General features: G+C 62.5%; 34 protein-coding genes. 22 read left to right on the top strand and 12 right to left on the bottom strand.

Annotation, left to right across the window (positions count from 1 at the left end; translation table 11 throughout):
* The 5 genes from ASE71_RS22260 to ASE71_RS22240 form a co-directional block, all read right to left on the bottom strand.
* Entirely contained in the window at positions 1 to 528 is a 528-nt protein-coding gene (locus ASE71_RS22260) for an RNA polymerase sigma factor (RefSeq protein ID WP_060520601.1), read from the bottom strand.
* Between the two features lie 134 nt (positions 529 to 662).
* Positions 663 to 1,412, bottom strand: coding sequence for a phosphodiester glycosidase family protein (locus tag ASE71_RS22255; RefSeq protein ID WP_060520600.1), 750 nt, complete (start codon positions 1,410 to 1,412; stop codon positions 663 to 665).
* A gap of 90 nt (positions 1,413 to 1,502) precedes the next feature.
* The gene (locus tag ASE71_RS22250) at positions 1,503 to 2,054 is read right to left on the bottom strand and encodes a hypothetical protein (RefSeq protein WP_156400736.1); all 552 of its coding nucleotides are present in this window, start codon (positions 2,052 to 2,054) and stop codon (positions 1,503 to 1,505) included.
* Positions 2,055 to 2,183: 129 nt separating this feature from the next.
* Positions 2,184 to 2,888 (bottom strand): 4Fe-4S dicluster domain-containing protein, encoded by a 705-nt coding sequence (locus ASE71_RS22245; RefSeq protein ID WP_060520598.1) that lies wholly within the window; start codon positions 2,886 to 2,888, stop codon positions 2,184 to 2,186.
* 107 nt (positions 2,889 to 2,995) lie between these two features.
* A complete protein-coding gene (locus ASE71_RS22240) occupies positions 2,996 to 4,570 on the bottom strand; it encodes a trimethylamine methyltransferase family protein (protein ID WP_034788211.1) in 1,575 nt (524 codons plus the stop codon).
* Positions 4,571 to 4,904: 334 nt separating this feature from the next.
* Between ASE71_RS22240 and ASE71_RS22235 the strand changes: the two genes are divergently transcribed.
* On the top strand, positions 4,905 to 5,600 hold the full coding sequence (locus ASE71_RS22235; protein WP_034788208.1) for a corrinoid protein: 696 nt from the start codon (positions 4,905 to 4,907) through the stop codon (positions 5,598 to 5,600).
* Between the two features lie 96 nt (positions 5,601 to 5,696).
* On the opposite strand, the gene ASE71_RS22230 is transcribed toward ASE71_RS22235, so the two are convergent.
* A complete protein-coding gene (locus ASE71_RS22230) occupies positions 5,697 to 5,855 on the bottom strand; it encodes a hypothetical protein (RefSeq protein ID WP_034788206.1) in 159 nt (52 codons plus the stop codon).
* A 39-nt stretch (positions 5,856 to 5,894) separates the two neighbouring features.
* Here ASE71_RS22230 and ASE71_RS22225 point away from each other — a divergent pair, with 39 nt between their 5' ends.
* The 5 genes from ASE71_RS22225 to ASE71_RS22205 all read left to right on the top strand — a co-directional run bounded on the left by ASE71_RS22225 (position 5,895) and on the right by ASE71_RS22205 (position 8,921).
* The gene (locus tag ASE71_RS22225) at positions 5,895 to 6,515 is read left to right on the top strand and encodes a DUF1638 domain-containing protein (protein ID WP_060520597.1); all 621 of its coding nucleotides are present in this window, start codon (positions 5,895 to 5,897) and stop codon (positions 6,513 to 6,515) included.
* A gap of 99 nt (positions 6,516 to 6,614) precedes the next feature.
* Entirely contained in the window at positions 6,615 to 7,595 is a 981-nt protein-coding gene (dmeF, locus tag ASE71_RS22220; RefSeq protein WP_082566458.1) for a CDF family Co(II)/Ni(II) efflux transporter DmeF, read from the top strand.
* Between the two features lie 27 nt (positions 7,596 to 7,622).
* A complete protein-coding gene (locus ASE71_RS22215) occupies positions 7,623 to 7,898 on the top strand; it encodes a metal/formaldehyde-sensitive transcriptional repressor (protein ID WP_034788200.1) in 276 nt (91 codons plus the stop codon).
* 370 nt (positions 7,899 to 8,268) lie between these two features.
* Positions 8,269 to 8,502, top strand: a complete 234-nt coding sequence (locus ASE71_RS22210) for a hypothetical protein (protein WP_060520596.1) — start codon at positions 8,269 to 8,271, stop codon at positions 8,500 to 8,502.
* Positions 8,503 to 8,618: 116 nt separating this feature from the next.
* Positions 8,619 to 8,921: a hypothetical protein gene (locus tag ASE71_RS22205; protein WP_060520595.1), complete on the top strand. Its 303-nt coding sequence runs from the start codon at positions 8,619 to 8,621 to the stop codon at positions 8,919 to 8,921.
* Positions 8,922 to 8,951: 30 nt separating this feature from the next.
* Here the strand turns inward: ASE71_RS22205 and ASE71_RS22200 are convergent, their stop codons facing one another.
* Genes ASE71_RS22200 through ASE71_RS35870 form a run of 3 tightly spaced genes read right to left on the bottom strand, consistent with a single transcriptional unit; the run spans position 8,952 to position 9,543 of the window.
* Positions 8,952 to 9,167 carry a hypothetical protein gene (locus ASE71_RS22200; RefSeq protein WP_034788194.1) on the bottom strand — a complete coding sequence of 72 codons (216 nt, stop codon included), beginning with the start codon at positions 9,165 to 9,167 and terminating at the stop codon, positions 8,952 to 8,954.
* Positions 9,167 to 9,325, bottom strand: coding sequence for a hypothetical protein (locus tag ASE71_RS35875; RefSeq protein ID WP_156400735.1), 159 nt, complete (start codon positions 9,323 to 9,325; stop codon positions 9,167 to 9,169). Before ASE71_RS35875 ends, ASE71_RS22200 begins: the two co-directional genes overlap by 1 nt.
* Positions 9,326 to 9,369: 44 nt before the next feature.
* On the bottom strand, positions 9,370 to 9,543 hold the full coding sequence (locus ASE71_RS35870) for a hypothetical protein (protein ID WP_156400734.1): 174 nt from the start codon (positions 9,541 to 9,543) through the stop codon (positions 9,370 to 9,372).
* Positions 9,544 to 9,957: 414 nt separating this feature from the next.
* On the opposite strand from ASE71_RS35870, the gene ASE71_RS22195 reads away from it, so the two are divergent.
* The 15 genes from ASE71_RS22195 to ASE71_RS22130 all read left to right on the top strand — a co-directional run bounded on the left by ASE71_RS22195 (position 9,958) and on the right by ASE71_RS22130 (position 20,264).
* Complete coding sequence (locus ASE71_RS22195) at positions 9,958 to 10,263, top strand: hypothetical protein (RefSeq protein ID WP_060520594.1); 306 nt, start codon at positions 9,958 to 9,960, stop codon at positions 10,261 to 10,263.
* A gap of 42 nt (positions 10,264 to 10,305) precedes the next feature.
* Positions 10,306 to 10,428, top strand: coding sequence for a hypothetical protein (locus ASE71_RS37410; RefSeq protein ID WP_034788190.1), 123 nt, complete (start codon positions 10,306 to 10,308; stop codon positions 10,426 to 10,428).
* Between the two features lie 47 nt (positions 10,429 to 10,475).
* On the top strand, positions 10,476 to 10,739 hold the full coding sequence (locus ASE71_RS22190) for a DUF1488 domain-containing protein (RefSeq protein WP_034788542.1): 264 nt from the start codon (positions 10,476 to 10,478) through the stop codon (positions 10,737 to 10,739).
* A 274-nt stretch (positions 10,740 to 11,013) separates the two neighbouring features.
* Positions 11,014 to 11,787, top strand: coding sequence for a pyrroline-5-carboxylate reductase (locus ASE71_RS22185; protein WP_034788187.1), 774 nt, complete (start codon positions 11,014 to 11,016; stop codon positions 11,785 to 11,787).
* Between the two features lie 361 nt (positions 11,788 to 12,148).
* Positions 12,149 to 12,328, top strand: coding sequence for a hypothetical protein (locus tag ASE71_RS22180; RefSeq protein ID WP_034788185.1), 180 nt, complete (start codon positions 12,149 to 12,151; stop codon positions 12,326 to 12,328).
* Positions 12,329 to 12,373: 45 nt separating this feature from the next.
* Entirely contained in the window at positions 12,374 to 13,177 is an 804-nt protein-coding gene (locus ASE71_RS22175) for a formyl transferase (protein ID WP_060520593.1), read from the top strand.
* A 238-nt stretch (positions 13,178 to 13,415) separates the two neighbouring features.
* Positions 13,416 to 13,718 (top strand): virulence factor, encoded by a 303-nt coding sequence (locus ASE71_RS22170; RefSeq protein WP_060520592.1) that lies wholly within the window; start codon positions 13,416 to 13,418, stop codon positions 13,716 to 13,718.
* Complete coding sequence (locus ASE71_RS22165) at positions 13,711 to 14,313, top strand: methylenetetrahydrofolate reductase C-terminal domain-containing protein (RefSeq protein WP_034788176.1); 603 nt, start codon at positions 13,711 to 13,713, stop codon at positions 14,311 to 14,313. Before ASE71_RS22170 ends, ASE71_RS22165 begins: the two co-directional genes overlap by 8 nt.
* Positions 14,310 to 15,401, top strand: a complete 1,092-nt coding sequence (locus ASE71_RS22160; protein ID WP_034788174.1) for a methylenetetrahydrofolate reductase — start codon at positions 14,310 to 14,312, stop codon at positions 15,399 to 15,401. The genes ASE71_RS22165 and ASE71_RS22160 overlap by 4 nt, the downstream gene beginning before the upstream one ends.
* 89 nt (positions 15,402 to 15,490) lie before the next feature.
* Positions 15,491 to 16,456, top strand: coding sequence for a methyltetrahydrofolate cobalamin methyltransferase (locus ASE71_RS22155; RefSeq protein WP_034788171.1), 966 nt, complete (start codon positions 15,491 to 15,493; stop codon positions 16,454 to 16,456).
* A 39-nt stretch (positions 16,457 to 16,495) separates the two neighbouring features.
* Entirely contained in the window at positions 16,496 to 16,798 is a 303-nt protein-coding gene (locus ASE71_RS22150; RefSeq protein ID WP_034788169.1) for a hypothetical protein, read from the top strand.
* 47 nt (positions 16,799 to 16,845) lie between these two features.
* Positions 16,846 to 17,178 (top strand): hypothetical protein, encoded by a 333-nt coding sequence (locus tag ASE71_RS22145; RefSeq protein ID WP_060520591.1) that lies wholly within the window; start codon positions 16,846 to 16,848, stop codon positions 17,176 to 17,178.
* A gap of 157 nt (positions 17,179 to 17,335) precedes the next feature.
* On the top strand, positions 17,336 to 19,408 hold the full coding sequence (locus ASE71_RS22140) for an ASKHA domain-containing protein (RefSeq protein ID WP_051659127.1): 2,073 nt from the start codon (positions 17,336 to 17,338) through the stop codon (positions 19,406 to 19,408).
* A 135-nt stretch (positions 19,409 to 19,543) separates the two neighbouring features.
* Positions 19,544 to 19,747 carry a hypothetical protein gene (locus ASE71_RS22135; protein WP_060520590.1) on the top strand — a complete coding sequence of 68 codons (204 nt, stop codon included), beginning with the start codon at positions 19,544 to 19,546 and terminating at the stop codon, positions 19,745 to 19,747.
* Between the two features lie 199 nt (positions 19,748 to 19,946).
* The gene (locus tag ASE71_RS22130; RefSeq protein ID WP_034788160.1) at positions 19,947 to 20,264 is read left to right on the top strand and encodes a hypothetical protein; all 318 of its coding nucleotides are present in this window, start codon (positions 19,947 to 19,949) and stop codon (positions 20,262 to 20,264) included.
* Between the two features lie 188 nt (positions 20,265 to 20,452).
* On the opposite strand, the gene ASE71_RS22125 is transcribed toward ASE71_RS22130, so the two are convergent.
* Positions 20,453 to 20,947: a MarR family transcriptional regulator gene (locus ASE71_RS22125; protein ID WP_060520589.1), complete on the bottom strand. Its 495-nt coding sequence runs from the start codon at positions 20,945 to 20,947 to the stop codon at positions 20,453 to 20,455.
* A gap of 127 nt (positions 20,948 to 21,074) precedes the next feature.
* On the opposite strand from ASE71_RS22125, the gene ASE71_RS22120 reads away from it, so the two are divergent.
* Positions 21,075 to 21,329 (top strand): acyl carrier protein, encoded by a 255-nt coding sequence (locus ASE71_RS22120; protein ID WP_034788158.1) that lies wholly within the window; start codon positions 21,075 to 21,077, stop codon positions 21,327 to 21,329.
* 340 nt (positions 21,330 to 21,669) lie between these two features.
* On the opposite strand, the gene ASE71_RS22115 is transcribed toward ASE71_RS22120, so the two are convergent.
* Both ASE71_RS22115 and ASE71_RS22110 read right to left on the bottom strand, forming a co-directional pair.
* On the bottom strand, positions 21,670 to 22,527 hold the full coding sequence (locus ASE71_RS22115) for a transporter substrate-binding domain-containing protein (protein ID WP_034788156.1): 858 nt from the start codon (positions 22,525 to 22,527) through the stop codon (positions 21,670 to 21,672).
* Between the two features lie 64 nt (positions 22,528 to 22,591).
* On the bottom strand, positions 22,592 to 23,368 hold the full coding sequence (locus tag ASE71_RS22110) for an ABC transporter ATP-binding protein (RefSeq protein ID WP_034788153.1): 777 nt from the start codon (positions 23,366 to 23,368) through the stop codon (positions 22,592 to 22,594).

Below are 23,368 nucleotides of genomic sequence, written 5' to 3'. Positions count from 1 at the left end.
TCACACTGCCTCCTTGCCGAGCAATGTCTTCAGCCGCTTGCGCGCTTCATGCACATGCCAGGATATGGTTGCCTCCGAACAGCCAAGCACGTCGGCGGCCGCCGCATGGCTCAAGCCTTCGGCATAAACGAGCAGCACCGCATCGCACTGCTTTTCCGGCAGTTCCCGGACCGCGGCCCAGAGCGCCTCGCGCTGCTCTTCGTCAGGATCCTGAGGGGGTGCTGCCGTCGGCTGCTCGCTGGCATAGGCCTGCATGCGGCTGTTATCGCGCAACTGCCGCCGCCTATGGTCGCGCGCGGCGTTCAACGTCAGCGTATAGAGCCAGGTGCGAAACCGGCTGGTGCCGCGAAAGCCGCGAATGGCGGCACCCAGCCGCAGGCAGACATCCTGGGCGATGTCCTCTGCGTCAGAGACGTTTCCGGACCATCGCCAGGCGACCGCATGGACAAAATCATAGTGTCGCTCGACCAGCTGGCCGAAAGCCCGCCGGTCTCCACCTACCGCCTTTTCGACGAGTTCAGCGTCCAAATCCGTGCCCGCCCTCACCTCATTTGAACCTTAGACGTTGCAGGCTGCCCGTTCCTTGGGTGGGCGGCACATTTTTTTTCGCGGGAGGAGGAAAAGTGTGCGGTTTTCCGCCCGAATCCCGCACCCAAGGAAAGTCAGCGTGGAAATTTTCCGACGACGGCGATGATCGGCCCCATCGGAAACAGCCGGTCATGGCGGTTGATATCAGGCGCATAGACGCTCGAAATCGTGCCGTCGAGGAAGAGCGCATTGGGGCAATCCAATGTATCGCGAAACAGCGTCGCGAAATCGTGGAACCGCACCGGGCGCTTCGAGACGACGAAAACCACCTCGCCCTCGGGGGTCACGCCGACGCCGTTGCGGGTCTTGTAGCTGGTGCTGTCGGGCAGAAAGCGAGGATGCAGCTTGCCGTCGATGACCAGCATCGGCCCGGATTGCGTGGCAAATCGCGGCGTGAGCCTGGCGTCGCGATAGGCGTCCGCCGCCATTACCCCCGCTTTGCCGTCGTCGACATAAAACACCCCGTTCGGCAAAAGGTGGAAATTGCCCCAGCCGGAATTGGTGTTCAGCGGCGCCTGCTCGCGCCCCTCCTCGATATGCAGGCCGACCGGCGACAGATCGTCGTGATACATGCCGCCGTTCATGGCGAAGCTCATATATTCTTCGCGATGGCGCAGTTCGAGCGACAGCGCCCGGAAGGAGCGGAAGGGCACGCCCGCCTGATCCTTGTTGTAGAGACGGATATCGGTTGTCGCCGGATCGAAGCTGCAGGCGACATAGTCCTGGCCAAGGTGGCTGACATCGCGGCAGGCGCCGAGCGCAGGCCCGGCAAGACCGGCCGAAAGAACGGCACCGACGAGAAAGGGTTTTGGAAAAAGCGGCATGGCGAAAGGTCCAATCGAATCAGCCGCCAAGCATGCCTGAGATTGCGGCTTATTCTGGCGCGGGCACAGGCGAAATCATACGCTTGGCGACTAGCCGCCGACGATCGCCGCCATGGTGGTGACGAGACCGGCGATGCCGGCGAGACTTGCAAGGCCGAAGATCGCGCAAAGGCAGGCAAAGCCCCCGACGCCTGCAAGCAGATAGGATTTGGGATCGCGGTTCAGCACATCCTGCGACAGCGACAAAAGCAGCCGCTTCTCTCTGAGCGTCGTTGCCACCTTCACCGCATGGCGCCTGGCTTCTTTCTGGACCTCGCCGTAATTGTTGCCGATCGCCCAGAACGTGAGGAACAGGCCGAGCGCGCTGACGGTCAGCGCAAATTTCCTGAGGATGTCGATGGCATCGGGCAGAAGATCGCCGGTGAGAACCGATCGGTCCACCAGCGCATCGAAGCCGGCAATGCAGGCGGTGATGACGGCCGCATGGCCGGCGCCGATCGCCAGCAGGCGCTTGAAAGCGTCCCCCAAAACCTGGCTGTTGGCCGCGTGAATACTGTCAAGCCGAGATATCTGCGCTTGCACGTCCTCGCGCGCCAGGTGCGGAGGATAGTTGCTCACGGATACGACTGGGCTACCTCTCATACGATGGACTCCAACGCCACGCCGTCCAGATCGTTATAAATTCGATAATATTACCTTTCCACGACACCTCCAATTTTAGTCATTTTGGAGATTTGCACCATCTTTGCGCGCCAGAGTGGAGACCGGCGCTCACACTTCAAGCGCAGACATATGGAAGCGCAACTGCTCGGGCGGGTAGCGATATTGGCTCCCGATGGGACAGGCAGCGCGCGATAGACAGCCATTCGCAAGGCAGCCCGCCCTGCCCGCGTCCGTGCGCAGATGGCCGCGACAACGCCCGACATCGAAGCGTTCCCCTGCAAGCGCCGACGCCGGACAGCCCGAGATGCACGGCTTTTCGAGACAGTGGTCGCAAGGGTGGCTGGCGCTCGCTTCACCTGTCTCGCCAAGCGGGATACCGAAAGCAAGTGCGCCGCGGTAACCGTGCCACAGGCCGAAACGCGAATGGATGAGAATGCCCAGCGGTGACGGTTTCAGGCCTTCGGCCCTCATCGCCCACTGCTGGAACGGCTGCCACGGGGGATCCGACGGAAAGAAGGCGGTCGCCCCCTGCTCGCCGGCGACCGGATTGATGACGGCCTTCGACCAATTGTCGAGCGGATCGGCGCCGCCGCCATCCGACCGGGCTTGCCGCCACGCGCTGAACGGCTGCCACAGCGAACCGCCGATATTGCCAATCAGCACCACGCTTGCCGCCAGGCGGCCATCGACGAGCAGCGGTGCGACCTCACCGGAGGCGAAATTCACGGTTCCGCGCAAAAAAAGACCGTGCGGCGCCAGCGCCGCACGGATCGTTTCGATTGTCTTGTCCGCTGTCGCGGAAGGCGCCGTCATTTCGGTTTCGGCCCCTGGTGTTCGTAATGCGGGCGCCAGACCTCCTTCTGGATCATGTCGGCCACCTGCGCCGCGCCGCCTTGCTCCCTGGCTCGCTCGGGACCCTTTCAGGTGAAAGCGTCCGGCATCGAGTCCTTGCGGCTGGCGATGAACGCCTTCAGCTTTTCGTCGATCTCGGGATCGAGGTAAGGCGCCTCGTAATGCTCCAGCCAACTGCGGCAAAGGGCATTGGCGCGTTGCTCGATGCGCTTTTCGCCTTCCACTTCCCACTGTTCGAAGGAATTGTTGTCGGCGAGCGGAGAACGGTAGAACGCCGTCTGGAAGTTGGCCTGGGTATGCGCGCAACCGAGATAGTGGCTGCCCGGACCGACTTCGCGGATCGCGTCGAGCGCCTGGGCGTTTTCCGAGAGATCCACGCCTTCGGCCATCTTCTGCATCATGCCGAGCTGGTCCTGGTCGATCATGAACTTCTCGTAAGACGAGATCAGACCGCCTTCGAGCCAGCCGGCCGCATGCAGCACGAAGTTGGTGCCGGCAAGAAGCGTCATGTTCAGCGTGTTGGCCGATTCGTGCGCTGCCTGCGCGTCCGGAACCTTGGAGCCGCAGAGCGAACCACCGGTACGGAACGGAAGCTTCAGGCGACGCGCGAGCTGGGCTGCGCCATAGGAGACGAGCGACGGCTCCGGCGTGCCGAAGGTCGGCGCGCCCGACTGCATCGAGATCGAGGCGGCAAACGTGCCGAAGAGCACCGGCGCGCCCTTGCGGATGAGCTGGGTGAAGGAGGCACCAGCGAGAACTTCTGCAAGGATCTGCGTCAGCGTGCCGGCGACCGTCACCGGGCTCATGGCGCCCGACAGGATGAACGGCGACAGCACGCAGGCCTGGTTATGGCGGGCGTAAACCTTGAGCGCGCCCACCATGGTCTCGTCGAAGACCATCGGCGAGTTGGCGTTGATGAGGTTCAGCGTAACGCAGTTGTTTTCGACGAAGTCGTCGCCGAAGACGATCTTCGCCATGGCGATCGTGTCTTCCGCCCGCTCCGGCGCCGTCACCGAGCCCATGAAGGGTTTGTCGGAATATTTGATATGGCTGTAGACCATATCGAGGTGGCGCTTGTTGACGGGGATGTCGACCGGCTCGCAGACCGTGCCGCCGGACGAGTGCATCGACGGCGCCATATAGGCGAGCTTCACGAAGTTGCGGAAATCCTCGATCGTCGCATAGCGGCGATTGCCTTCCAGATCGCGCACGAAGGGCGGGCCGTAGACCGGCGCGAAGATCGTCGCCTTGCCGCCGACCTGGGCGCTGCGCTCCGGATTGCGGGCATGCCAGGTGAATTCGGACGGTGCCGTTTTCAGAAGCTCGCGGCAGAGACCCTTGGGGAAATGCACGCGCTGGCCGCGCACGTCGGCGCCGGCCTGTTTCCAGAGTTCGAGCGCCTCGGCGTCGTCACGGAACTCGATGCCGATTTCCTCGAGGATCGTATCGGCATTGCGCTCGATCAGCTGCAGGCCTTCCTCGTCGAGCACCTCGTATTCGCGAATCTTGCGCTGGATATAGGGCAAAGACGGCCCCGGGCCGCCGCCGGTGCGCGATGCGCGCCTTGCTGCTGCTCCCCGTCCCTCGCCGCGTGCGCGGCGACCGCCGCCTTCAACCGCGCCCTGATCTGTCACGTCGCTCATTCGCTTTTCCTCTCCCGCGCATCACTTTTTGCGCCTTCAAGCATCATTTGACCTTAATGCTACCAAGCATCAGGGGCCTTGCGGGTCTCAATGCGCCAAGGCGTGGCGCAACTCGAACACTGCCGAGCGGCGACAAGGGGGCGCAAAAACCGCGTGGCGCGAATATATTGTTTTTGTTAAGAATATACAGGCGGCAAAAGAAGCCGCCCTCCCGTCGCTTTTTGTCATATGCGACGTCGCTTTCGAAAACAGATTTTTAGACATCGACCGCTATGGATTGATGGACGCGTCCGAAAATTTCGCGCGACCGTGCCAGGAACCGAGGAACCCCAATATGGCAGACGATGAAATCATTCTCGAGGACCTTTCCGACGAAGAACTCGTGCAGCAGATGCACGACGACCTCTATGACGGCCTGAAGGAGGAAATCGAGGACGGGACCAACATCCTGCTCAAGCGCGGCTGGACGCCTTACGACGTCCTGACCCAGGCGCTGGTCGAAGGCATGCGCATCGTCGGCATCGACTTCCGCGATGGCATCCTGTTCGTGCCGGAAGTGCTGCTCTCGGCCAACGCCATGAAGGCCGGCATGACCATCCTGCGCCCGCTTCTCGCCGAAACCGGCGCGCCGAAGCTCGGCAAGATGGTGATCGGCACCGTCAAGGGCGACATTCACGACATCGGCAAGAACCTCGTCGGCATGATGATGGAAGGTGCCGGCTTCGACGTCGTCGACCTCGGCATCAACAACCCGGTCGAAAACTATCTCGAAGCGATCGAGCGCGAGCAGCCGGATATTCTCGGCATGTCGGCGCTTCTGACCACCACCATGCCCTACATGAAGGTCGTCATCGACACGCTCAAGGAAAAGGGCCTGCGCGACGACTACGTCGTTCTCGTCGGCGGTGCGCCGCTGAACGAAGAATTCGGCAAGGCCGTCGGTGCCGATGCCTATTGCCGCGATGCGGCGATTGCGGTCGAAACCGCCAAGGACTTCATGAAGCGCAAGCACAACCGCCTGGCCGGCTGAGCTTCGGACAGTCCGAAATGACAAAGCCGGCCGCGTGGGTGAAATCCGCGGCCGGCTTTCCTATGTCTGGCGAGCGTGCCTGGCAGGTTTGCCGGGTTAGTTGACGGAGTTTGCCACCTTCTTGCCGGCCGACTGTGTCGCGTTGACCGTGTTTGCGGTATCCTGTCCGATGCCGCGGATGGTGTTGCCGCAGGCGGTAAGCGTCGAAAGGGCGACGAGAACGGCGCCGACGGTTGCAAGGGTCTTTACTGTCATGGTCAGGGTCCTTCCCGCTGATAGCCACATGGAATCAAGATGGAAAAAGTATCGCCCGCAATAGAACGTGCACAACCGGAAAAAGTTCACGTGATCGGTTGCGGCGCCATCGCCCGCGAAATCCTGGCGATCTGCGAGGCGAACGGGCTTGGCCATATCGACCTCAACTGTCTGCCCGCCATCTGGCACAACACGCCCGACAAGATCACCCCGGGCATTCGCGACGCCATCGCCAAGGCCCGCGCCGAAGGCTTCGAGCGCATCTTCGTCGCCTATGCCGACTGCGGCACCGGCGGCCAGCTCGACCGACTTCTGGAGGAGGAAAAGGTCGAGCGTATCCCCGGTCCGCACTGTTACTCCTTCTTTGCCGGCAACGATGATTTCGCCCGCCGTTGGGACGACGACCTCACCGCCTTCTTCCTCACCGACTTTCTCGCCCGCCAGTTCGAGGCCTTCGTCATCGAACCGCTCGGCCTCAACCGGCACCCGGAGCTCCGGGACATGTATTTCGGCCACTACCGCAAGCTCGTCTATCTCTCGCAGCAGGAGGATGAAGGCTTGCAGGAGAAGGCGAGAAAGGCCGCCGAGCGGCTCGGGCTCGAATACGAATATCGGTTTACCGGTTACGGCGATCTGACGACGTCGCTGCTGACGGCGTGAATTAGCGACATCATCAAGCTGAAATCGCAGACCCAAAACAGAGACTTTACGTCGAATCCAATATAGGGTACCCCCCTATATAATATTGGAGGCATCGACATGGGCAATCACGGCCGCGACCATCATCACCACCACGGGCATTCGCATGACGCCGCGCGCGTGCTCGCGGCCAGCCATGATCACGTCTTCCTCGGCGGCAATCACGAGCGCAACGAGCGGCGGACCTGGATTGTCATCGCGGTGACCGCAACGATGATGGTGATCGAGATCGCAGCAGGTCAGATCTTCGGCTCGATGGCGCTGGTTGCCGATGGCTGGCACATGTCGACCCATGCGGCCGCGATGCTGATCGCAGCGCTTGCCTATCTCTATGCACGCAAGCATTCGAACAATCGCCGCTTTACCTTCGGCACGGGAAAGCTCGGGGACCTCGCCGGTTTTTCGAGTGCCATTGTGCTGGCCCTGATCGCGCTTCTGATCGGCTGGGAGAGCCTGCGCCGCCTACACGCTCCGGTGACGATCGATTTCAGCGAGGCGATCCTCGTCGCTGTTGCCGGCCTCATCGTCAATCTCGTCTGCGCCTGGCTCTTGAAGGACGATCACGACCATCATCACCACGATCATCACGGCCACCACCATGGGCACCATGGTGGGCAGGATCGCAACCTGCGCGCCGCCTATCTGCACGTCCTTGCCGACGCGCTGACCTCGGTGCTCGCCATCGTCGCCCTTGGTCTCGGCGCAATCTATGGCTGGCTGTGGCTCGATCCCGCCATGGGCATCGTCGGCGCACTTGTCATTGCGCGCTGGTCCTTCGGCCTCATTCGCGATACCGGCGCGACATTGCTCGACTATATCCCCGATGGCGAAGACCTGCCGGACGAGATCGGCGAGATCGTCGCCAGGGAAGACGCCGAGATCGTCGATCTGCACGTCTGGCAACTCGGGCCCGGCCACCACGGTGCAATCGTCTCGCTCGTCGCCGACAACCCGCGGGCACCGTCCTATTATCGCGAAAAGCTTGCCGCCATTCACGATTTGTCGCATGTGACCGTGGAGGTGGAACCACGGGCCGCATAGCGGCGGCGCCCGAAACCGGAGTTTGCGATGACCCATACCATCCGCGAGAAGCAGAAGCTCATCAACAGGGTCCGGCGCCTGCGCGGCCAGATGGAGGCGGTCGAGCGGATGCTGGAGGAGGAGAAGGGCTGCGCCGAGGTCATGCAGGTGATCGCCGGCATCCGCGGCGCGGTCAACGGGCTGATGGCGGAAGTGGTCGAAGACCATATCCACATGCATGTCGCCGCAGCCGAGCTGTCGCAGAAGGACCGGGAGGAAGCGGCGGCCGAACTGGTGGATGTGGTGCGCGCCTACCTGAAATAGCGTCGCTGCCGCGCACTTTGCCAAGGTCACCGTTGCCGCCGAGAACCATGCTGTGCTCGGCGATGGCGACCGGTCATGTTTTCTGCCAGCTCACAGACTGACCGCGAAGTCCTGCCGGCCGCAACAGCACGTCGTCCGCCTGATCGCCGGTGATCACGTTCCGTCAGAGGCCGACGATCCGGCTTCCGCCCGGGCCCCCTCATTGCCGGGCCCCTTGCCAGGTCCCCTTCTTCGCCGTCTGAACTCTTAATTTGAAACCATGTTCGCGCCAGCCCGTTTAGCTGGCGTAACTCATCCCTGACGCTTCCTCAGCCGCCTGACAATTGGCCGTCTTTGCGCCAAGCACGGAGCCAGAACGCGGGAGCGTCCCATGACCAAGAATTTCACGAACGACAAAAAGAGACTGCTTCACGGCTGGGATGCGGTCTACGATCTCGAAGAGTTCATTCTGGCCTATCACTTGGCACCGCTGGCAGCGCGTGACATCTTCGCAAAAGTCGGCCCGCGCAGGCTCGATCTGGCGAATGCGATGGATGCGCGCAGCACAGCGACGGGCGACGAAGCGAAACGCGCGCTCGGCCAAAACATACCTCCCGGTGCTTGAGTGAAGTTCGTTGCGCTGGCGCGACAACGCGTGCAGGGTGCTTCATCGACGGCGATTGAAGCGGGCGCCGTCGCCTACGGGCCTTCGTGCCTGGGCCCCAACCAAAGGAGGACGCAATGTCTTCCAGCAATCCAGAACATTATCTTCACTCCGACGACCTCAGCCTTCTGGTCGAGGTACTCGCCGCTGCCGGTTACTACGGAACGACTGCGACGGCAGACCCGGGCGGACGGCTTGCTGCCACGCGCTTCCTGATTGCGGCACTTGAAAGCGGCGTCGACAGCCACGCCACTCCGGAGGCGGCGCTGGCCGAGCCGGGCACTGCCGCGGAGTTTCCGAGGGCCCCTTCCCGTCCGGCGCCTTATGAGCAATTCAGACAGGCTGCAGTTGATCGAAAGACCGGCAGCGTGCCCCGCTGAGCCACCATCGTGGGTTTCCAGCCCACCCATCTAACCCCTATCTTCCGGCGGCCGGGGCGGAAGCTGGATCGTGCCCCTGCGTATGCGGTCTTTGAGATTGAGAATATCGAGAAGATCATCCGCTTCGTCGCGCGGCAAGTTGGACATCAGATAACCGTCAACAACAACCGGTTGCCCGGTGAAGACATCGACAACCGCCCAAACATTGTTGGCTTCGACCTTGAGACCGTACCTTAGTGTTGTCATCAGCCCAGTCCGTAATCGGGGTTTACCGCCTGCCCTTGCTCAGCCACATGCGGCATGGCGGGGCGATCGCTCGCATTGCCCTGAGGTGGCCTGAAGGCCCAGACAAGAAAAACCGACAGGGCGACCAGAAACAGTGAGAAGACCAAACGGGAGGACATCGCGCCTCTCCTTCATCGAATGAGGCCATCGCGGCTGGGGGGTGTCACGCGGCTGGGGAAAGAAAGCGCGCAATAACCTTCTGCAGGGTCTCGGCAGCCACTCGGTTCAGCGCGACCTCGATCTGGCCGTCGTCGCATTCCAGGCAGAGAGTGCCGATCAGCGGCGCCTTGTGCAGGGTGATGATTTCGCTCTGGTAGAGTTTGTTCGGCTCGGACATGACAGTCTCCAGTTCCAAGCGACGAGCTTAACACATCCTCGATCGGCACGTGGCTTTTATCACGCGAGCAGCGAGAAACTCGGGAGAAACACCGGCGTCGCGCCAAAAACACTTTAAATCTGCGCCGGCCGACACACGCGCCTCAATTGAAACTCAATCGACGCGCAATAGTATATCCAAGTAAATTTGGCCGATGTGGCTTTCGCGGTATCAGAATTTCTAACCGCACCTATTCTCCTAAATTTTCGAACGACACGCAAGCTTCGGATCCAGTGCTTGGTCCATGCTTCGCCTCGAAGCACATCGCGCATTGTAACGTCTGTTCGTTCCCCGAACCTTGGTTGATCGGTCGATAACCGGCTCATCGCAGCCGACCGACCGTGCCTGCCCACACCTAAAAGGACTGAGACCACTATGAACGCTTTATCTTTTACGAAACGCATCATCCGCGGCCCCCGCGACCAGTCGCCGGTTCACCGCTTCCAGGTCGGCCAGCTTGTTCGCTCGAAGGGAGCGCTGACCAGAGAGTCGATCATCGGGGACACCTACCGCATAACCGCCACGCTCCCCATCCGCGACAATGCGCTCCAGTACCGCATACGCAGCAGCGACGAATGCCATGAGCGCGTGACCGATGAAGGCAATCTCGAACTGATTCGTCCCGCCGATGAGCGAATGGCCCTGGCCGAACGGGCCTTCAAGTCCAGACACGCCCTTTAGATCCAAACCATCTTCCTAACAGATCAGCTGCAGGAGGCGATCATGAAGTACCACATACCGGCTCAGATCTATCTATTCGACTACCGCGGCCTGCTTGCCTGGATCGCCCTTTCGCTGGCGGTCGCCGTCGTCGTGACCACGATCCTTTTCGGGCGGATCTTGTGACGGCCCGTCTCTGGCCGGCCTGGCTTACCGCCAAAAGGATTACGACCATGCCGCTGACCTTTCCGAACCCATGCCGAAGCTTCGATGAAGCGCGCAAGGCCGTACGTTTCCTTGGCCACGATGGCATGTTCGAAGTGCCCTTCTATGTTGAGGCGGCCGCCCTCTCCCGTGGCGCGCCCACCCGGACGACCGAAGCAGCCTGCTTGCTGGCCTTCGATGCCGCGCGCAACGCAATCCACGAGGCCGCGACGGCAGCCTATGCCAAGGGGCGCCGGACGATCTATGTCCTCACCGCCGATGACTTTCGCTAGGTCCCGGGCCAAAACGCAGCAGCCTTTCGACCAACACCCCTTGGCCTAGCAGGGGTCTCCGCCTTATGCGCAACGCCCCGCAGCGGCCGAAAGGGCGTGGCAATCTCAACCGCACTGTTGAAATGCGTCCTGCTCTCCTGTGGGCGACGCCATGGCGAGCGCTTGTCGCCGGCGCCTTTGCTATTATTATTCCGCCAATTCCAAACCCGTACCCGTGCATGCCACACCCGGCAGTTTCACGGACCTTCTGAAATCACCAGGCGACAGAACTTTCATGAAACTTGGATTCATCGGCACCGGCGCACTCTCCTCGGCGATCGTCACCGGCCTCAAGACGCTTCCCGGCGAGATCACCACCGTCGTCCTTTCGCCGCGCAACGAAGAGATCGCTGCGGGCCTTGCCGCCCGCTTTCCTGACGTGACTGTCGCTGCCGACAATCAGGCGGTGCTCGACGCCTCAGACACGGTCATGCTCGGCGTCCGCCCGCAGATCGCCCGCGACGTGCTGCCGACCCTGCGCTTTCGCCCGGATCACCACGTCGTCAGCCTGATTGCGACCTTCTCCTGCGCCGAGATCGCCGCCATGGTCGGCCAAGTGAAGCGCGTGACCAAGGCCTTGCCGATGCCGATGATCGCGATCCGCCAGGGCCCGACGATCATCTTCCCGCCGGATCCGGATATGGCGGCGTTTTTCGGCCGGCTCGGCACGGCGATCGAAGTAACAAGCGAGAGCGAGTTCGATGCGCTAAGTGTGGCGACCGCCACCTATGCCAGCTACTTCAAGTACCTGGAAACGATCCATAGCTGGCTAAAGGACAACGGCGTCGACGAAGCGAAGGGCCGCGCCTATATCGCCAGCCTGTTTGGCGCGCTCGGCCAGGCGCCGGAAACGACCCCGGACGCGAGCTTCGCGCATCTGGCGCAGGACTACGCGACACGCGGCGGCATCAATGAGCAGGTGCTGCGGGAGTTGACGGAGCACGGCACCTTCGAAAAATTCAGGGAAAGTCTCGGCGGCATCCACCGGCGGATTACCGCAGCGTCGTGAGAAAAGCCCCTCATCCGGCCTGCCGGCCACCTTCTCCCCGCAAGCGGGGCGGAGGAAATTCGCGGCACCCACTCCGCCAACAATAAACACCACGATTTCCGCCTCGCTGCGGCTCCGCTCGGCGAAACTAAGATCGGGCCACGTCCCCTCTCCCCGCCTGCGTGGAGAGGGTTAGGGTGAGGGGCAATCCGGTTTGCAAGGACTCCGGCTAGCCTCGTCCACCGATGCTGGCCGAAGCGCAGCGGCTTACGTGAGCGCTCGCCCCTGCAACGAAAAATAAGCTCTTCCTAATCCCCATATCTGCGCTACCCTGCGTTACATCTCAGTGCGCGACGGCTGCGTCTTGGGATGGGAGGCGCCAGTGAAAATCCTCGACTATCTGCCCTACGCCATCGGCTGCGCCGCCGGGCTGCTGCTGTCGCTGGTCGTCGGCGCGGTCTGCAGCCTCTCGGATGACGTGAAGATGGTCGAATCCGTCGCCCTCGTCGTGCTCGGTGGCGGTGTCGCCGAATGGTACTGGAACCAGTTAAGCCGGCGGTAACGGGCAAGCCTTCATAACTCGGCCCTGTTCATCCGCGGGGCCGCCATGACCGACATCGCCAGCCAAAATCAAGCCGCAGGCGGACGCCCCGGCCGCGTCGTCGTGGTGACCGCGGGCGGCGAGAACCCCTGGATCATGATCAACGCGTTCTCCGCGCATTTCGCCGACGTTGCAGTCGTCGAGGAGCAGCCGGAATCGAAGGGCCTGTTCCTGCGCCGCCGCGCATGCAAGCTCGGCTGGCTGACGGCGCTGGGGCAGCTTGCGACCATGATCGCCTCGCGCTTCGGCAAGCGTTTTACCCGCAAGCGCGCGGACGAGATCTTCGCGACCTACAAAGTCTCGGGAAAACCCGATCCGTCGATCCCGGTAATATCCATCGCCTCCATCAACGACACGGACGCCACCGCCCAAGTGCGCGCGCTCAAACCCGATGTCGTCTTCCTCATGAGCTGCCGCATGCTGAAGGCCGAAACGCTGGCCGCCATCCCCTGCCCGGTCCTCAACTTCCACGCCGGCATCAACCCGGCCTATCGCGGCCTGATGGGCGGTTACTGGGCGCGGGCCAACAACGACCTCGAAAACTTCGGAGCGACCGTGCATCTGGTCGATGCGGGCGTCGATACCGGCGGCGTGCTCTACCAGTCGCGCCAGAAGCCTGCCCCTCACGATACGATGCACACCTATCCGCTGCTGCAGACGGCGGCTTCCACGGATATTGCGATTGCCGCCGTCGGCGATGCGCTCGCCGGAAAGCTGCAGGTCATCGATGTCGCAGGCCCGTCACGGCAATGGTATCATCCGCCGATCTGGACCTGGATATGGAACGGCCTGAAGCGCGGCATCTGGTAGGCTGACAAGCCGCCCCTTACCTCCTTCCGACATCGGCTAAAAGCCTGAAACTGCGGGTAATCCTTGCCGATGGTTCCTGGCTGCAACAAGCGCCTCAACTGCGACTTGCGCATCACCGCCAAGACGTCTGATATGGCATCCGCGCCAGCGTCGTTTTTGGACATATCCGACGTCGTGGCGAGATGAGCCCGGACGCCGGTACATGCGCATTGTCGCAGAACGAGGAGAACAACACCCCATGGCAGATCGCATTATCGTCTACTGGCGCGACATTCCGGCCCAGGTCATCATCAAGAAGGGCCGCACGACGGCGAAGCGCGAGCTGTCTCTGCGCTTCACCGAAGCGATCGACATGTGCGCCATGCGCACCGGTGCGGCTGAAACCGACGACTACCTCGCCGAATGGCGCAAGGCCGATCCGGTGCCGGTCTCCGACGATCTGGAAACGGAAGCCGACCAGGCCGCCGCCGAGCTCGAAGCCGCCTATGACCGCGAACGCCTCGTCGCCCTCGTCAAAGCCGGAGGCCGCGACAATGGCTGACGCCAAACCGCCGAGCGAGCCGAAGGTCATGAAGGGCAACGCCGCCCCGGCCGCCAAGGCCGCAACCGGCGCGTTTACGCCGTCTGGCGTTTCGCCGAGCCGCCGCTCGCGCCACAAATATACGGTCCGCCTCTGGGCGGTCCGCAACTCCCGCTTCCTCGAATGGTTCTACCACCGCTTCGCCGATCTGTTCCTGCTGCTTCACCCGCTGTGGAACGCCATCGGTTATGGCCGGGTCGAGCGTCCAGTGACCTTCGTCGAGCGCCACGTGAAAGGCTTCCTCTTCGACTGTCGCATGTGCGGCCAGTGCGCGCTGTCCTCGACCGGCATGTCCTGCCCGATGAACTGTCCGAAGCAGCTACGCAACGGCCCCTGCGGCGGCGTGCGCGCCAACGGCAATTGCGAGGTCGAGCCGGACATGCCCTGCGTCTGGGTGCAGGCCTGGAAGGGCTCGCAGAACATGGAGAAGGGCAACGCCATCATGAACGTGCAGAAGCCGGTCAACCAGTCGCTGCGCGAAACCTCGTCCTGGCTGCGCGTGACGGCGGAAGCCGCAGCGCGCCGTGAAGCGGCATCCAAGGAAGGCCAGGCATGAGCCCCGACATCAATCCCTTCGATCCCGGCGCGCCGCTCGAGCCCCTGCCCGGCCATTCCTCCCGCGGCCGTCTTGAGCGGGTTTTGCGCCGCGGCGAGTTCGCTGTCACCGCCGAACTCAACCCGCCTGACAGCGCAAACCCGCAGGACGTCTACGAGCGCGCCGCGATCTTCGACGGCTGGGTCGACGGCATCAACGCGGTCGATGCCTCCGGCGCCAACTGCCACATGTCCTCGGTCGGCATCTGCGCCCTTTTGACCCGCATGGGCTACGCCCCGATTATGCAGATCGCCTGCCGCGACAAGAACCGCATCGCCATCCAGGGCGACGTGCTCGGCGCCTCCGCCATGGGCGTGCAGAACATCATGTGCCTGACCGGCGACGGCGTGCAGGCCGGCGACCAGCCGGGCGCCAAGCCGGTCTTCGACCTCGACTGCATGTCGCTGCTCGAAACCGTGCGCATCATGCGTGACAACTCGAAGTTCCTCTCGGGCCGCAAGCTGACGACGCCGCCGCAGGTGTTCCTCGGCGCTGCGATCAACCCCTTTGCCCCGCCTTACGATTTCCGCCCCTATCGTCTGGCCAAGAAGATCGAGGCCGGCGCCCAGTTCGTGCAGAGCCAGTACTGCTTCGACGTGCCGATGTTCCGCGAATACATGAAGAAGGTGCGCGACCTCGGTCTGCACGAGAAGTGCTATATCCTTGTCGGCGTCGGGCCGATGGCATCGGCCAAGACCGCCCGCTGGATCCGCTCCAACGTGCCGGGCATCCATATTCCGGACAGCGTGATTACCCGCCTTGAGGGCGCGCAGGACCAGAAGAAGGAAGGCAAGCAGCTCTGCATCGACATCATCAACGAGGTGAAGGAGATCGAAGGCGTCTCCGGCATTCACGTCATGGCCTACCGCCAGGAAGAATATGTCGCAGAAATCGTGCATGAATCGGGCGTCCTGAAGGGCCGCCGCCCCTGGAAGCACGAGACGCTGCCGGAGGATGCAATGGTTGCCGAGCGCCTGGAGCACATTCGCGAGGGCAAGGAAGAAAACCAGCAACAGATGGCCGAAGCCGCGGCCCATCACCCGCACTGACCGCAGACAAAACTGGCGCCGGCCACAAGGCGCCTATCATCGACTTCACGGGCGTGATTACATAGACGCCAAATGACAAAGGACCCTGCATGACCCGGACCATCGTCGCTTCCGCCACCCGCGAGATCATCATCGGCTTCGACCAGCCGTTCTGCGTCATCGGCGAACGCATCAACCCGACCGGCCGCAAGAAGCTGGCCGCCGAAATGATCGAGGGCAACTTCGACACCGTCATCAAGGATGCGCTGGAACAGGTCGCCGCCGGGGCGACGATGCTCGACGTCAACGCCGGCGTGACCGCCGTCAATCCGAACGAGACCGAGCCGCCGCTCTTGGTCAAGACACTCGAAATCGTCCAGGGCCTCGTCGACGTGCCGCTGTCGATCGACAGTTCGGTGACGGCCGCGATCGAGGCGGCACTGCGCGTCGCCAAGGGCCGCCCGCTGGTCAACTCCGTGACCGGCGAAGAGGAAAAGCTCGAAGCGATCCTGCCGCTCTGCAAGAAGTATGACGTTCCGGTCGTTGCCATCTCCAACGACGAAACCGGCATTTCCGAAGATCCGGATGTGCGTTTTGCCGTCGCCAAGAAGATCGTCGAGCGCGCCGCCGACTTCGGCATCAAGCCGCACGACATCGTCGTCGACCCGCTGGTCATGCCGATCGGCGCCATGGGCACCGCCGGCCAGCAGGTCTTCGCACTTCTGCGGCGTCTGCGCGAAGAGTTGAAGGTCAACACCACCTGCGGCCTGTCCAACATCTCCTTCGGCCTGCCGCACCGCCACGGCATCAATGCCGGCTTCATTCCGATGGTCATCGGCGCCGGCATGACGTCGGCAATCATGAACCCCTGCCGCCCGCAGGAAATGGAAGCCGTGCGTGCGGCAAACGTGCTGAACGGCACCGACCCGAACTGCACCCACTGGATCAAGACCTACCGCGACCACAAGCCGGCCGAAGGTGGCCACGTGGTTGCGGCAGCACCAGTGGCAGCCGCCGGTGGCGGACGTCGCGGTGGCCGCGCGGCCCGCACGGGTGGTGCGGCTGCCAGCGAGTAGTTCCTGGATCGGCGCTGATGCGCTCGAGGGAGAAGGACGATGAGAAGCCAGTTGCGCCTCCTTGCCGTCGTTCTCCCTCTGGTCGTTATCGCCAGGTACACACTGTTTGACGATGCGGCCGAGTTTCAGCGGTTCTACGCCGCGCTCCGCACCTATGGTGCGCCCGTGATCATCGTGACGGCTGCCGTACTTGGAACAATAATGATCGCCACCGTCACCAGGAAGGTCTATCTCGGTCCGCAGGAGCAGGTGATCAAGGCTTGCCTCTGGGGCAGCTCGGCCGTGCTGGCCGCGACTCTTGCCTATACATTCGCAGTCGTAAAACTTGCCGGGGCGCCGTAGCAACGCACGTCGGTTCATCCATCCGCCAACGCAAAGTGGAGATCACCATGACACGCAGCCTACGCCTGGATGCCGCCACCCTCTGGTTCGAGGCCCCCTTCGTCATCGCCGTCCGACTGCAGGAGATGCAACTGGCGGCGCTCACCGGCAAGACCCAGGACGTGACCGAGCTTCATCGCATGGTCTCCGAGAAGATCGCCGCCACGGCCGAGAGCGTCATGGCCGTGAACATGGCCCTTTGGAAGGCCGCTTTCGACAACACCTTGCGCCTGATGACCGGCGGCACGGCGTCTGGCCACGGAACGGCGATTGCGTCCGCAGCCCTCAGGCCCTATGGCAAGCGCGTGCGCAGCAACGCCCGGCGGCTGTCGCGCAAGTAAGCCTGACGCGCCACCGTGCCCCACGCCTAACTGTTTGAAACAGAAGCTTCCATGTCGGGATTGGACAACTATCGGGCGCCGTTCCGGTGCAGTCTGAAACCGTTTACCCGTGCTTCGCTTGACCCATTGAAGCGGACCTGACGAAAGACCACAGAGCATGCGCATTGAAGGTACCTCCGAGATCGAGACCAACATGACCGAAGCCGCGCAAAAGGACCCTCTCGTGCTGTTCATGCCTTCGGGCAAGCGCGGCCGCTTCCCGGTCGGCACGCCGGTTCTCGATGCGGCGCGCAAGCTCGGCGTCTATGTCGAAAGCGTGTGCGGCGGGCGCGCCACCTGCGGACGCTGTCAGATCGTGGTGCAGGAAGGCAACTTCGCCAAGCACAAGATCGTCTCGTCCAACGACCACATTTCTGAAAAGGGCGCCAAGGAAGATCGCTACGAGAAGATCCGCGGCCTGCCCGACGGCCGCCGCCTTTCCTGTTCCGCCCAGATCCTCGGCGATCTCGTCATCGACGTGCCGCAGGATACCGTTATCAACGCCCAGGTCGTGCGCAAGGCCGCAACCGACCGGGTGATCGAGCGCAACGCCGCCGTTCAGCTCTGCTATGTCGAGGTGGACGAGCCCGACATGCACAAGCCGCTCGGCGATCTCGACCGGCTGAAGGTGATGCTGGAGAAGGACTGGGGCTGGAAGGATCTGCTGATTGCGCCGCACCTGATCCCGCAGGTGCAAGGCATTCTGCGCAAAGGCAACTGGGCCGTCACCGCCGCCATCCACCGCGACATGGATAGTTCGCGCCCCTTCATCGTCGGCCTGTGGCCGGGCCTCAAGAACGAGGCCTATGGCGTTGCCTGCGACATCGGCTCGACGACGATCGCCATGCATCTCGTGTCGCTGCTCTCGGGTCGCATCGCCGCCTCGTCCGGCGCCTCCAACCCGCAGATCCGCTTCGGCGAGGACCTGATGAGCCGCGTCTCCTATGTGATGATGAATCCTGATGGCCGCGAGGCGATGACCAAGGCCGTGCGCGAGGCGGTCAATGGTCTCATCGGCAAGGTCTGCGCCGAGGGTGAAGTCGACCGCCACGACATTCTCGACATGGTCTTCGTCGCGAACCCGATCATGCACCACCTCTTCCTCGGCATCGACCCGACGGAACTCGGCCAAGCGCCGTTCGCGCTCGCCGTGTCAGGCGCGCTGCAATATTGGGCGCATGAGATCGATATCGACGTCAACCGCGGCGCGCGCCTCTACATGCTGCCCTGCATCGCCGGCCATGTGGGCGCCGATGCGGCGGGAGCAACCCTCGCCGAAGGGCCCTATCGCCAGGACAAGATGATGCTGCTCGTCGATGTCGGCACCAATGCCGAAATCGTGCTCGGCAACAAGGACCGCGTCGTCGCCGCTTCCTCGCCCACGGGCCCGGCCTTCGAAGGTGCGGAAATTTCGTCGGGCCAGCGCGCCGCCCCCGGCGCGATCGAGCGCGTGCGCATCGATCCCGTAACGCTGGAGCCGCGCTTCCGCGTCATCGGCGTCGAAAAGTGGTCTGACGAGGAAGGCTTTGCCGAGGCGGCCGCATCAGTCGGCGTCACCGGCATCTGCGGCTCGGCGATCATCGAGATCGTCGCCGAGATGTATCTTTCCGGCATCATCTCCGAGGACGGTGTCGTCGATGGTGCCATGGCGGCAAAAAGCCCGCGCATCATCCCGAACGGCCGCACCTTCTCCTACCTCCTGCACGAGGGTGAGCAGCGCATCACCGTGACGCAGAACGACATCCGCGCCATCCAGCTCGCCAAGGCAGCGCTCTATGCCGGCATCAAGCTGCTCATGGAAAAGCAGGGCGTCGACCACGTCGACACCATCCGCTTTGCCGGCGCCTTCGGCTCCTTCATCGATCCCAAATATGCGATGGTGCTGGGCCTCATCCCGGACTGCGATCTCGACGACGTAAAGGCCGTCGGCAACGCCGCCGGTACCGGCGCACTGATGGCGCTCTTGAACCGCGGCCACCGCCGCGAGATCGAGCAAACTGTCAGCAAAATCGAGAAGATAGAGACGGCGCTTGAATCAAAGTTTCAGGAGCATTTCGTCAACGCCATGGCGATGCCGAACAAGGTCGACAGCTTCCCGAAGCTTTCGACCGTCGTCACCTTGCCGGAGCGCAAGGTGAGTAGCGATGACGGTGAAGGCGGCGGACGGCGGAGGAGGAGGAGCCGGGAGTAGTCCGGTAACCATTCCGAGCTCTCACAAGTCTCTGCCGTGTCGAAATACGACAACCGCCGTATGTCTTCGTTCTCACAGCAGGTCTACGCCGAGGTTGGCGCGCTTTTGCGCGTGCTTTGAACCAAGGAGAGACCAATGAAAATCATCATCGCATTTGCGGCATCGCTTGCATTTGCCGGCTCCGCCTTCGCAGCGACTTCGCTGGGGGCCGCTGAAAATCAGCCGACCGCCAAAGCCATTGAAGCAATCGAGTTGGCGGGCGGTAGCGGGAAACCCAACACGACGCCAGGCACGGGCAGGTCCAACCTCACGCGCGGCAAAACCTCGTACTTTGGTTGACGCAAACGAAGGGCGGCACCAGCCGCCCTCTCGCCATGAAAGTGGCGGCCGACGGCACAGGCGAAAGTCCTCGTTTGGTCGCGCATCGGGCTATCTTGCTGTTTGGTGAATGTGGACACTGGAGATTTCAGCTTGCCTTAATTCCGGCGGCGGGCGACGGTCTGATGAAACCTATTCCTTAAACTGGCATCCAGAACCCATGAACGACAAAATTCTCGATACCCTGACCGGCATGTACTTCACCGTCGACGATCCCGATGGCACCTATGGCACCGGTCAGATCATCCGGCTTGCCGCCGAGGGGATCTACTTCATTCGCTACGACGGCAACGAGGTGGAATTGCCGATGGAGCTCGTTTCGATCGGCGAAATGCTGCAGACCACCGAAGAAGACTACAAGCTCTGGCGGTTCTTCGACACGACCGAGGAACGGGACAAGTGGATCGAGTGGCTGGACGCCCCCTCGAAGCCGCGCGTCGTCTCGCTGGTGCGGCCGACGCCTGCTCCGACGAAATAGGGCATCGTTGGAAGGTGACCGGGGCGGCTTTGCCGCGTCGGATTGGGCTTGGCGCGGTGGCTGCGGCGCCTCCCTCAAGGCTGGATCGAGGAAGGTTTTCCTTAAGCCGTTCCATGAACCGACCATAGTCCGGCCGGAACAGGGCATAGGCGGTGGCTGCGGCATCGAACCAGTTTCTGGTCCCGACTTCAGCGGCCACCGGAAGCCTCCTTCTCTTGACGATGGGGGGCGGCCTTCAGGCGGCTCGCGAACCCTTCCCGCTCCAGCGCCGCCCCGAGCGCCTGTAGCACCGCAAGGACCGGATATCCGATTTCCAGCTCGAGGCACCGGATCGCCAGGAATGTCATCTGCCGGTGCGGCTCCAGAGTTGTCAGGAGCGCGACGCCCTTTTTCGTCAACCGCAGGCCAGTCTTCCTGCCGTCGTCGAGGCCGCGCCGGGCAAGGAGCCCGCCCTTCAGCATCAGGCTGACCGTCTGGCTGATCGCGCCCTGGGTGAGACTGCTGTTGCTGGTGATCTCGGTGACGGTCTCGGCGCCGGCGGCAAGCGCGCGCAACAGGGGCGTATAGCGCGACCTGTAGTCGATCTTCAGGGTTTCATATCGCTCGGCGGCACCCTGATCGACGCGTTCGCCGACATATCGCAGGAGTTCGCCGAGGTGCCGAGGTCTGGCACTGGCAAACACCCAGGGGCTCTCCCTCACCGAAATGGCCTAACCCATTTGGATCATGACGAAATCAGCGAATGATCCTATAGGCCTAGACGGCCGTTCACCGCCCTTTGTGTTATGCTTTAAGGGAGGGAGTAGATCCATGGCACCCACACGATCCGATGTTTCCGAACGCGTAAAGGCGATCCTCGTCGAGCTGCTCGGCGTGAAGGCTTCCGAAGTGAAAGACGATGCCGAGATCGAAGAGGATCTGGGCGCCGACTCGCTCGAAGTGTCTCAATTGGCGATGTTGGTGGAGGAAGAGTTCGAGATCTATCTGACTGACGACTCTGTCGAAAAGCTCGTCACGGTCGGCGACCTGATCGACTTTGTGCTCGCGTCGAAAACGCTGAAGTGATCATCCGGCAATAAAAAAGGCCGGGGCGAAACCGCACCGACCTTCCTCACCATCGCTCTTACACCAGTGCCAGTACATCCGTGGTCAAAAGTCTAAAGCGACGCGACAGTTGCGAGCGGCGAACACATTCAGCGCTCATAAGCAAATGTCGACAGATGGGCTTATACGAAGCGATTGTGTTCGAAAGATGTCCACACGCGCTGCGCGTCGCTATTAAATAAACAGCCCTGCCAACCGCCTCGCAAGCGCGCGAGGAAGCGCCGGGCATTCCAGACACAGAAAGCACCGCGCGTTCGACGGAACGCGCGATGCTTTGGTTGAGAGGGCGAACCGACCCGGATTACTGCGGCGTCAGGTCGAAGCCGAACCACTTCTCCGACAGGCGCTTGATGGTACCATCGGCCTTGGCAGCGGCAATTGCGTCGTCGAACAGCGCCTTCAATTCGGGATCGCTCTTGCGCAGGCCGACGGAGCTGCCGGCGCCGAGGAAGCCGCCCTGGAAGCGGGGGCCGGTGATGACCATGTCGCTGTTGGCGGGCTTTTCGACGGTCGTCTTCAGGTAGCCCATGGACGCCATGACGAAATCGACGCGGCCGGCGACGAGATCGAGATCGTGCTGCTCGGTCGTCTTGTATTCGCGCACCTCGACGACGTCCTTCAGATATTCGTCGATGAAGCGCGCCGCGATCGAGGCGGTCTGGACGCCGATGGTCTTGCCTTCGATCAGCGGCTTCAGCTCGTCGACCGCCTTGCGCGCGCCGGCCTCGTTGGAGGCAAGCGAGAAGAGCTCGCCCTTCATCGGCAGGGTTTCGAGATCACCGCCCTTCAGCGTCGCGAAGGCCTGGCCGGTGCTGCCGTAGGACATCGAGAAGTCGATGACTTCCTTGCGCTTCTCGGTGGCCGACATGCCGGCCATGATCGCGTCGAACTTGCCGGCGTTGAGCGCTGGGATCATGCCGTCGAAGGACTGCGCGATGACGGTGCATTCGACCTTCATGTGGTCGCAGAGGATCTTGCTGAGCTCGATCTCGTAGCCGTCGAGCGTGCCGTCCGCCTTGGTCAGGTTATAGGGCGGAAAGGCACCTTCGGTGGCGATCGTCACCTTCGTCCACTTCTTGTCTTCGGCCTGCGCCGGCATGGACATCAGCCCCGCGGCAACGGCAAGCGCCGATGCCATGATTGCGGTGGTCTTTTTCATTGCAGCATTCCCCTTTTGTGGATGTTGATTGCTTTGTTTTTCGGCCCGCCGATCACGACAGGCTTCAACTCTTGATGAACTGGCGGAAGCGTTCGGACTTCGAATGGGTGAAGACCTCGTGCGGCGGCCCCTCCTCCTCGATCGTGCCCTTGTGTACGAAGACGACGCGGCTCGAGACGTCGCGGGCAAAGCCCATCTCGTGGGTGACGACCAGCATGGTGCGCCCCTCCTCCGCCAGACCTCGCATGACGCGCAGCACCTCGCCGACCAGTTCCGGGTCGAGCGCCGAGGTCGGTTCGTCGAAGAGCATCGCCTTCGGGCGCATGGCAAGCGCACGGGCGATCGCGGCGCGCTGCTGCTGGCCGCCGGAGAGATGCGAGGGATAATGGTTGCGCTTGTCGGCGATGCCGACCTTGGCAAGCAGGGCTTCGGCCTCCTCGATCGCCTCGACGCGCGGGCGCTTCAGCACATGCACCGGCGCCTCGATGACGTTTTCAAGCACGGTCTTGTGGGACCAGAGATTGAAGCTCTGAAACACCATGCCGAGTTCGGAGCGGATGCGGTCCACCTGTTTCTGGTCGGCCGGGCGGCTGCGCCCATCGTTCGATGTCTTCAGCCGGATCGCCTCGCCGGCGACCTCGATCGTGCCCGAATTCGGAACCTCCAGCATGTTGATGCAGCGAAGCAGCGTCGACTTGCCGGAGCCCGAGGATCCGAGGATGGAAATCACCTCGCCCTCGCGCGCGTCGAGCGACACGCCTTTCAGCACCTCGACCGGGCCGAAACTCTTGTGAAGGTCGTGCACGCGGATCGCGACCGGTGCGGTGACGGCGGCGGACAT

The organism is Ensifer sp. Root954, from assembly GCF_001429005.1.
Classification (GTDB): domain Bacteria; phylum Pseudomonadota; class Alphaproteobacteria; order Rhizobiales; family Rhizobiaceae; genus Ensifer; species Ensifer adhaerens.
The sequence above is the reverse complement of the archived record's forward strand: the minus strand, read 5'-3'. Positions and strand labels throughout refer to the sequence as shown.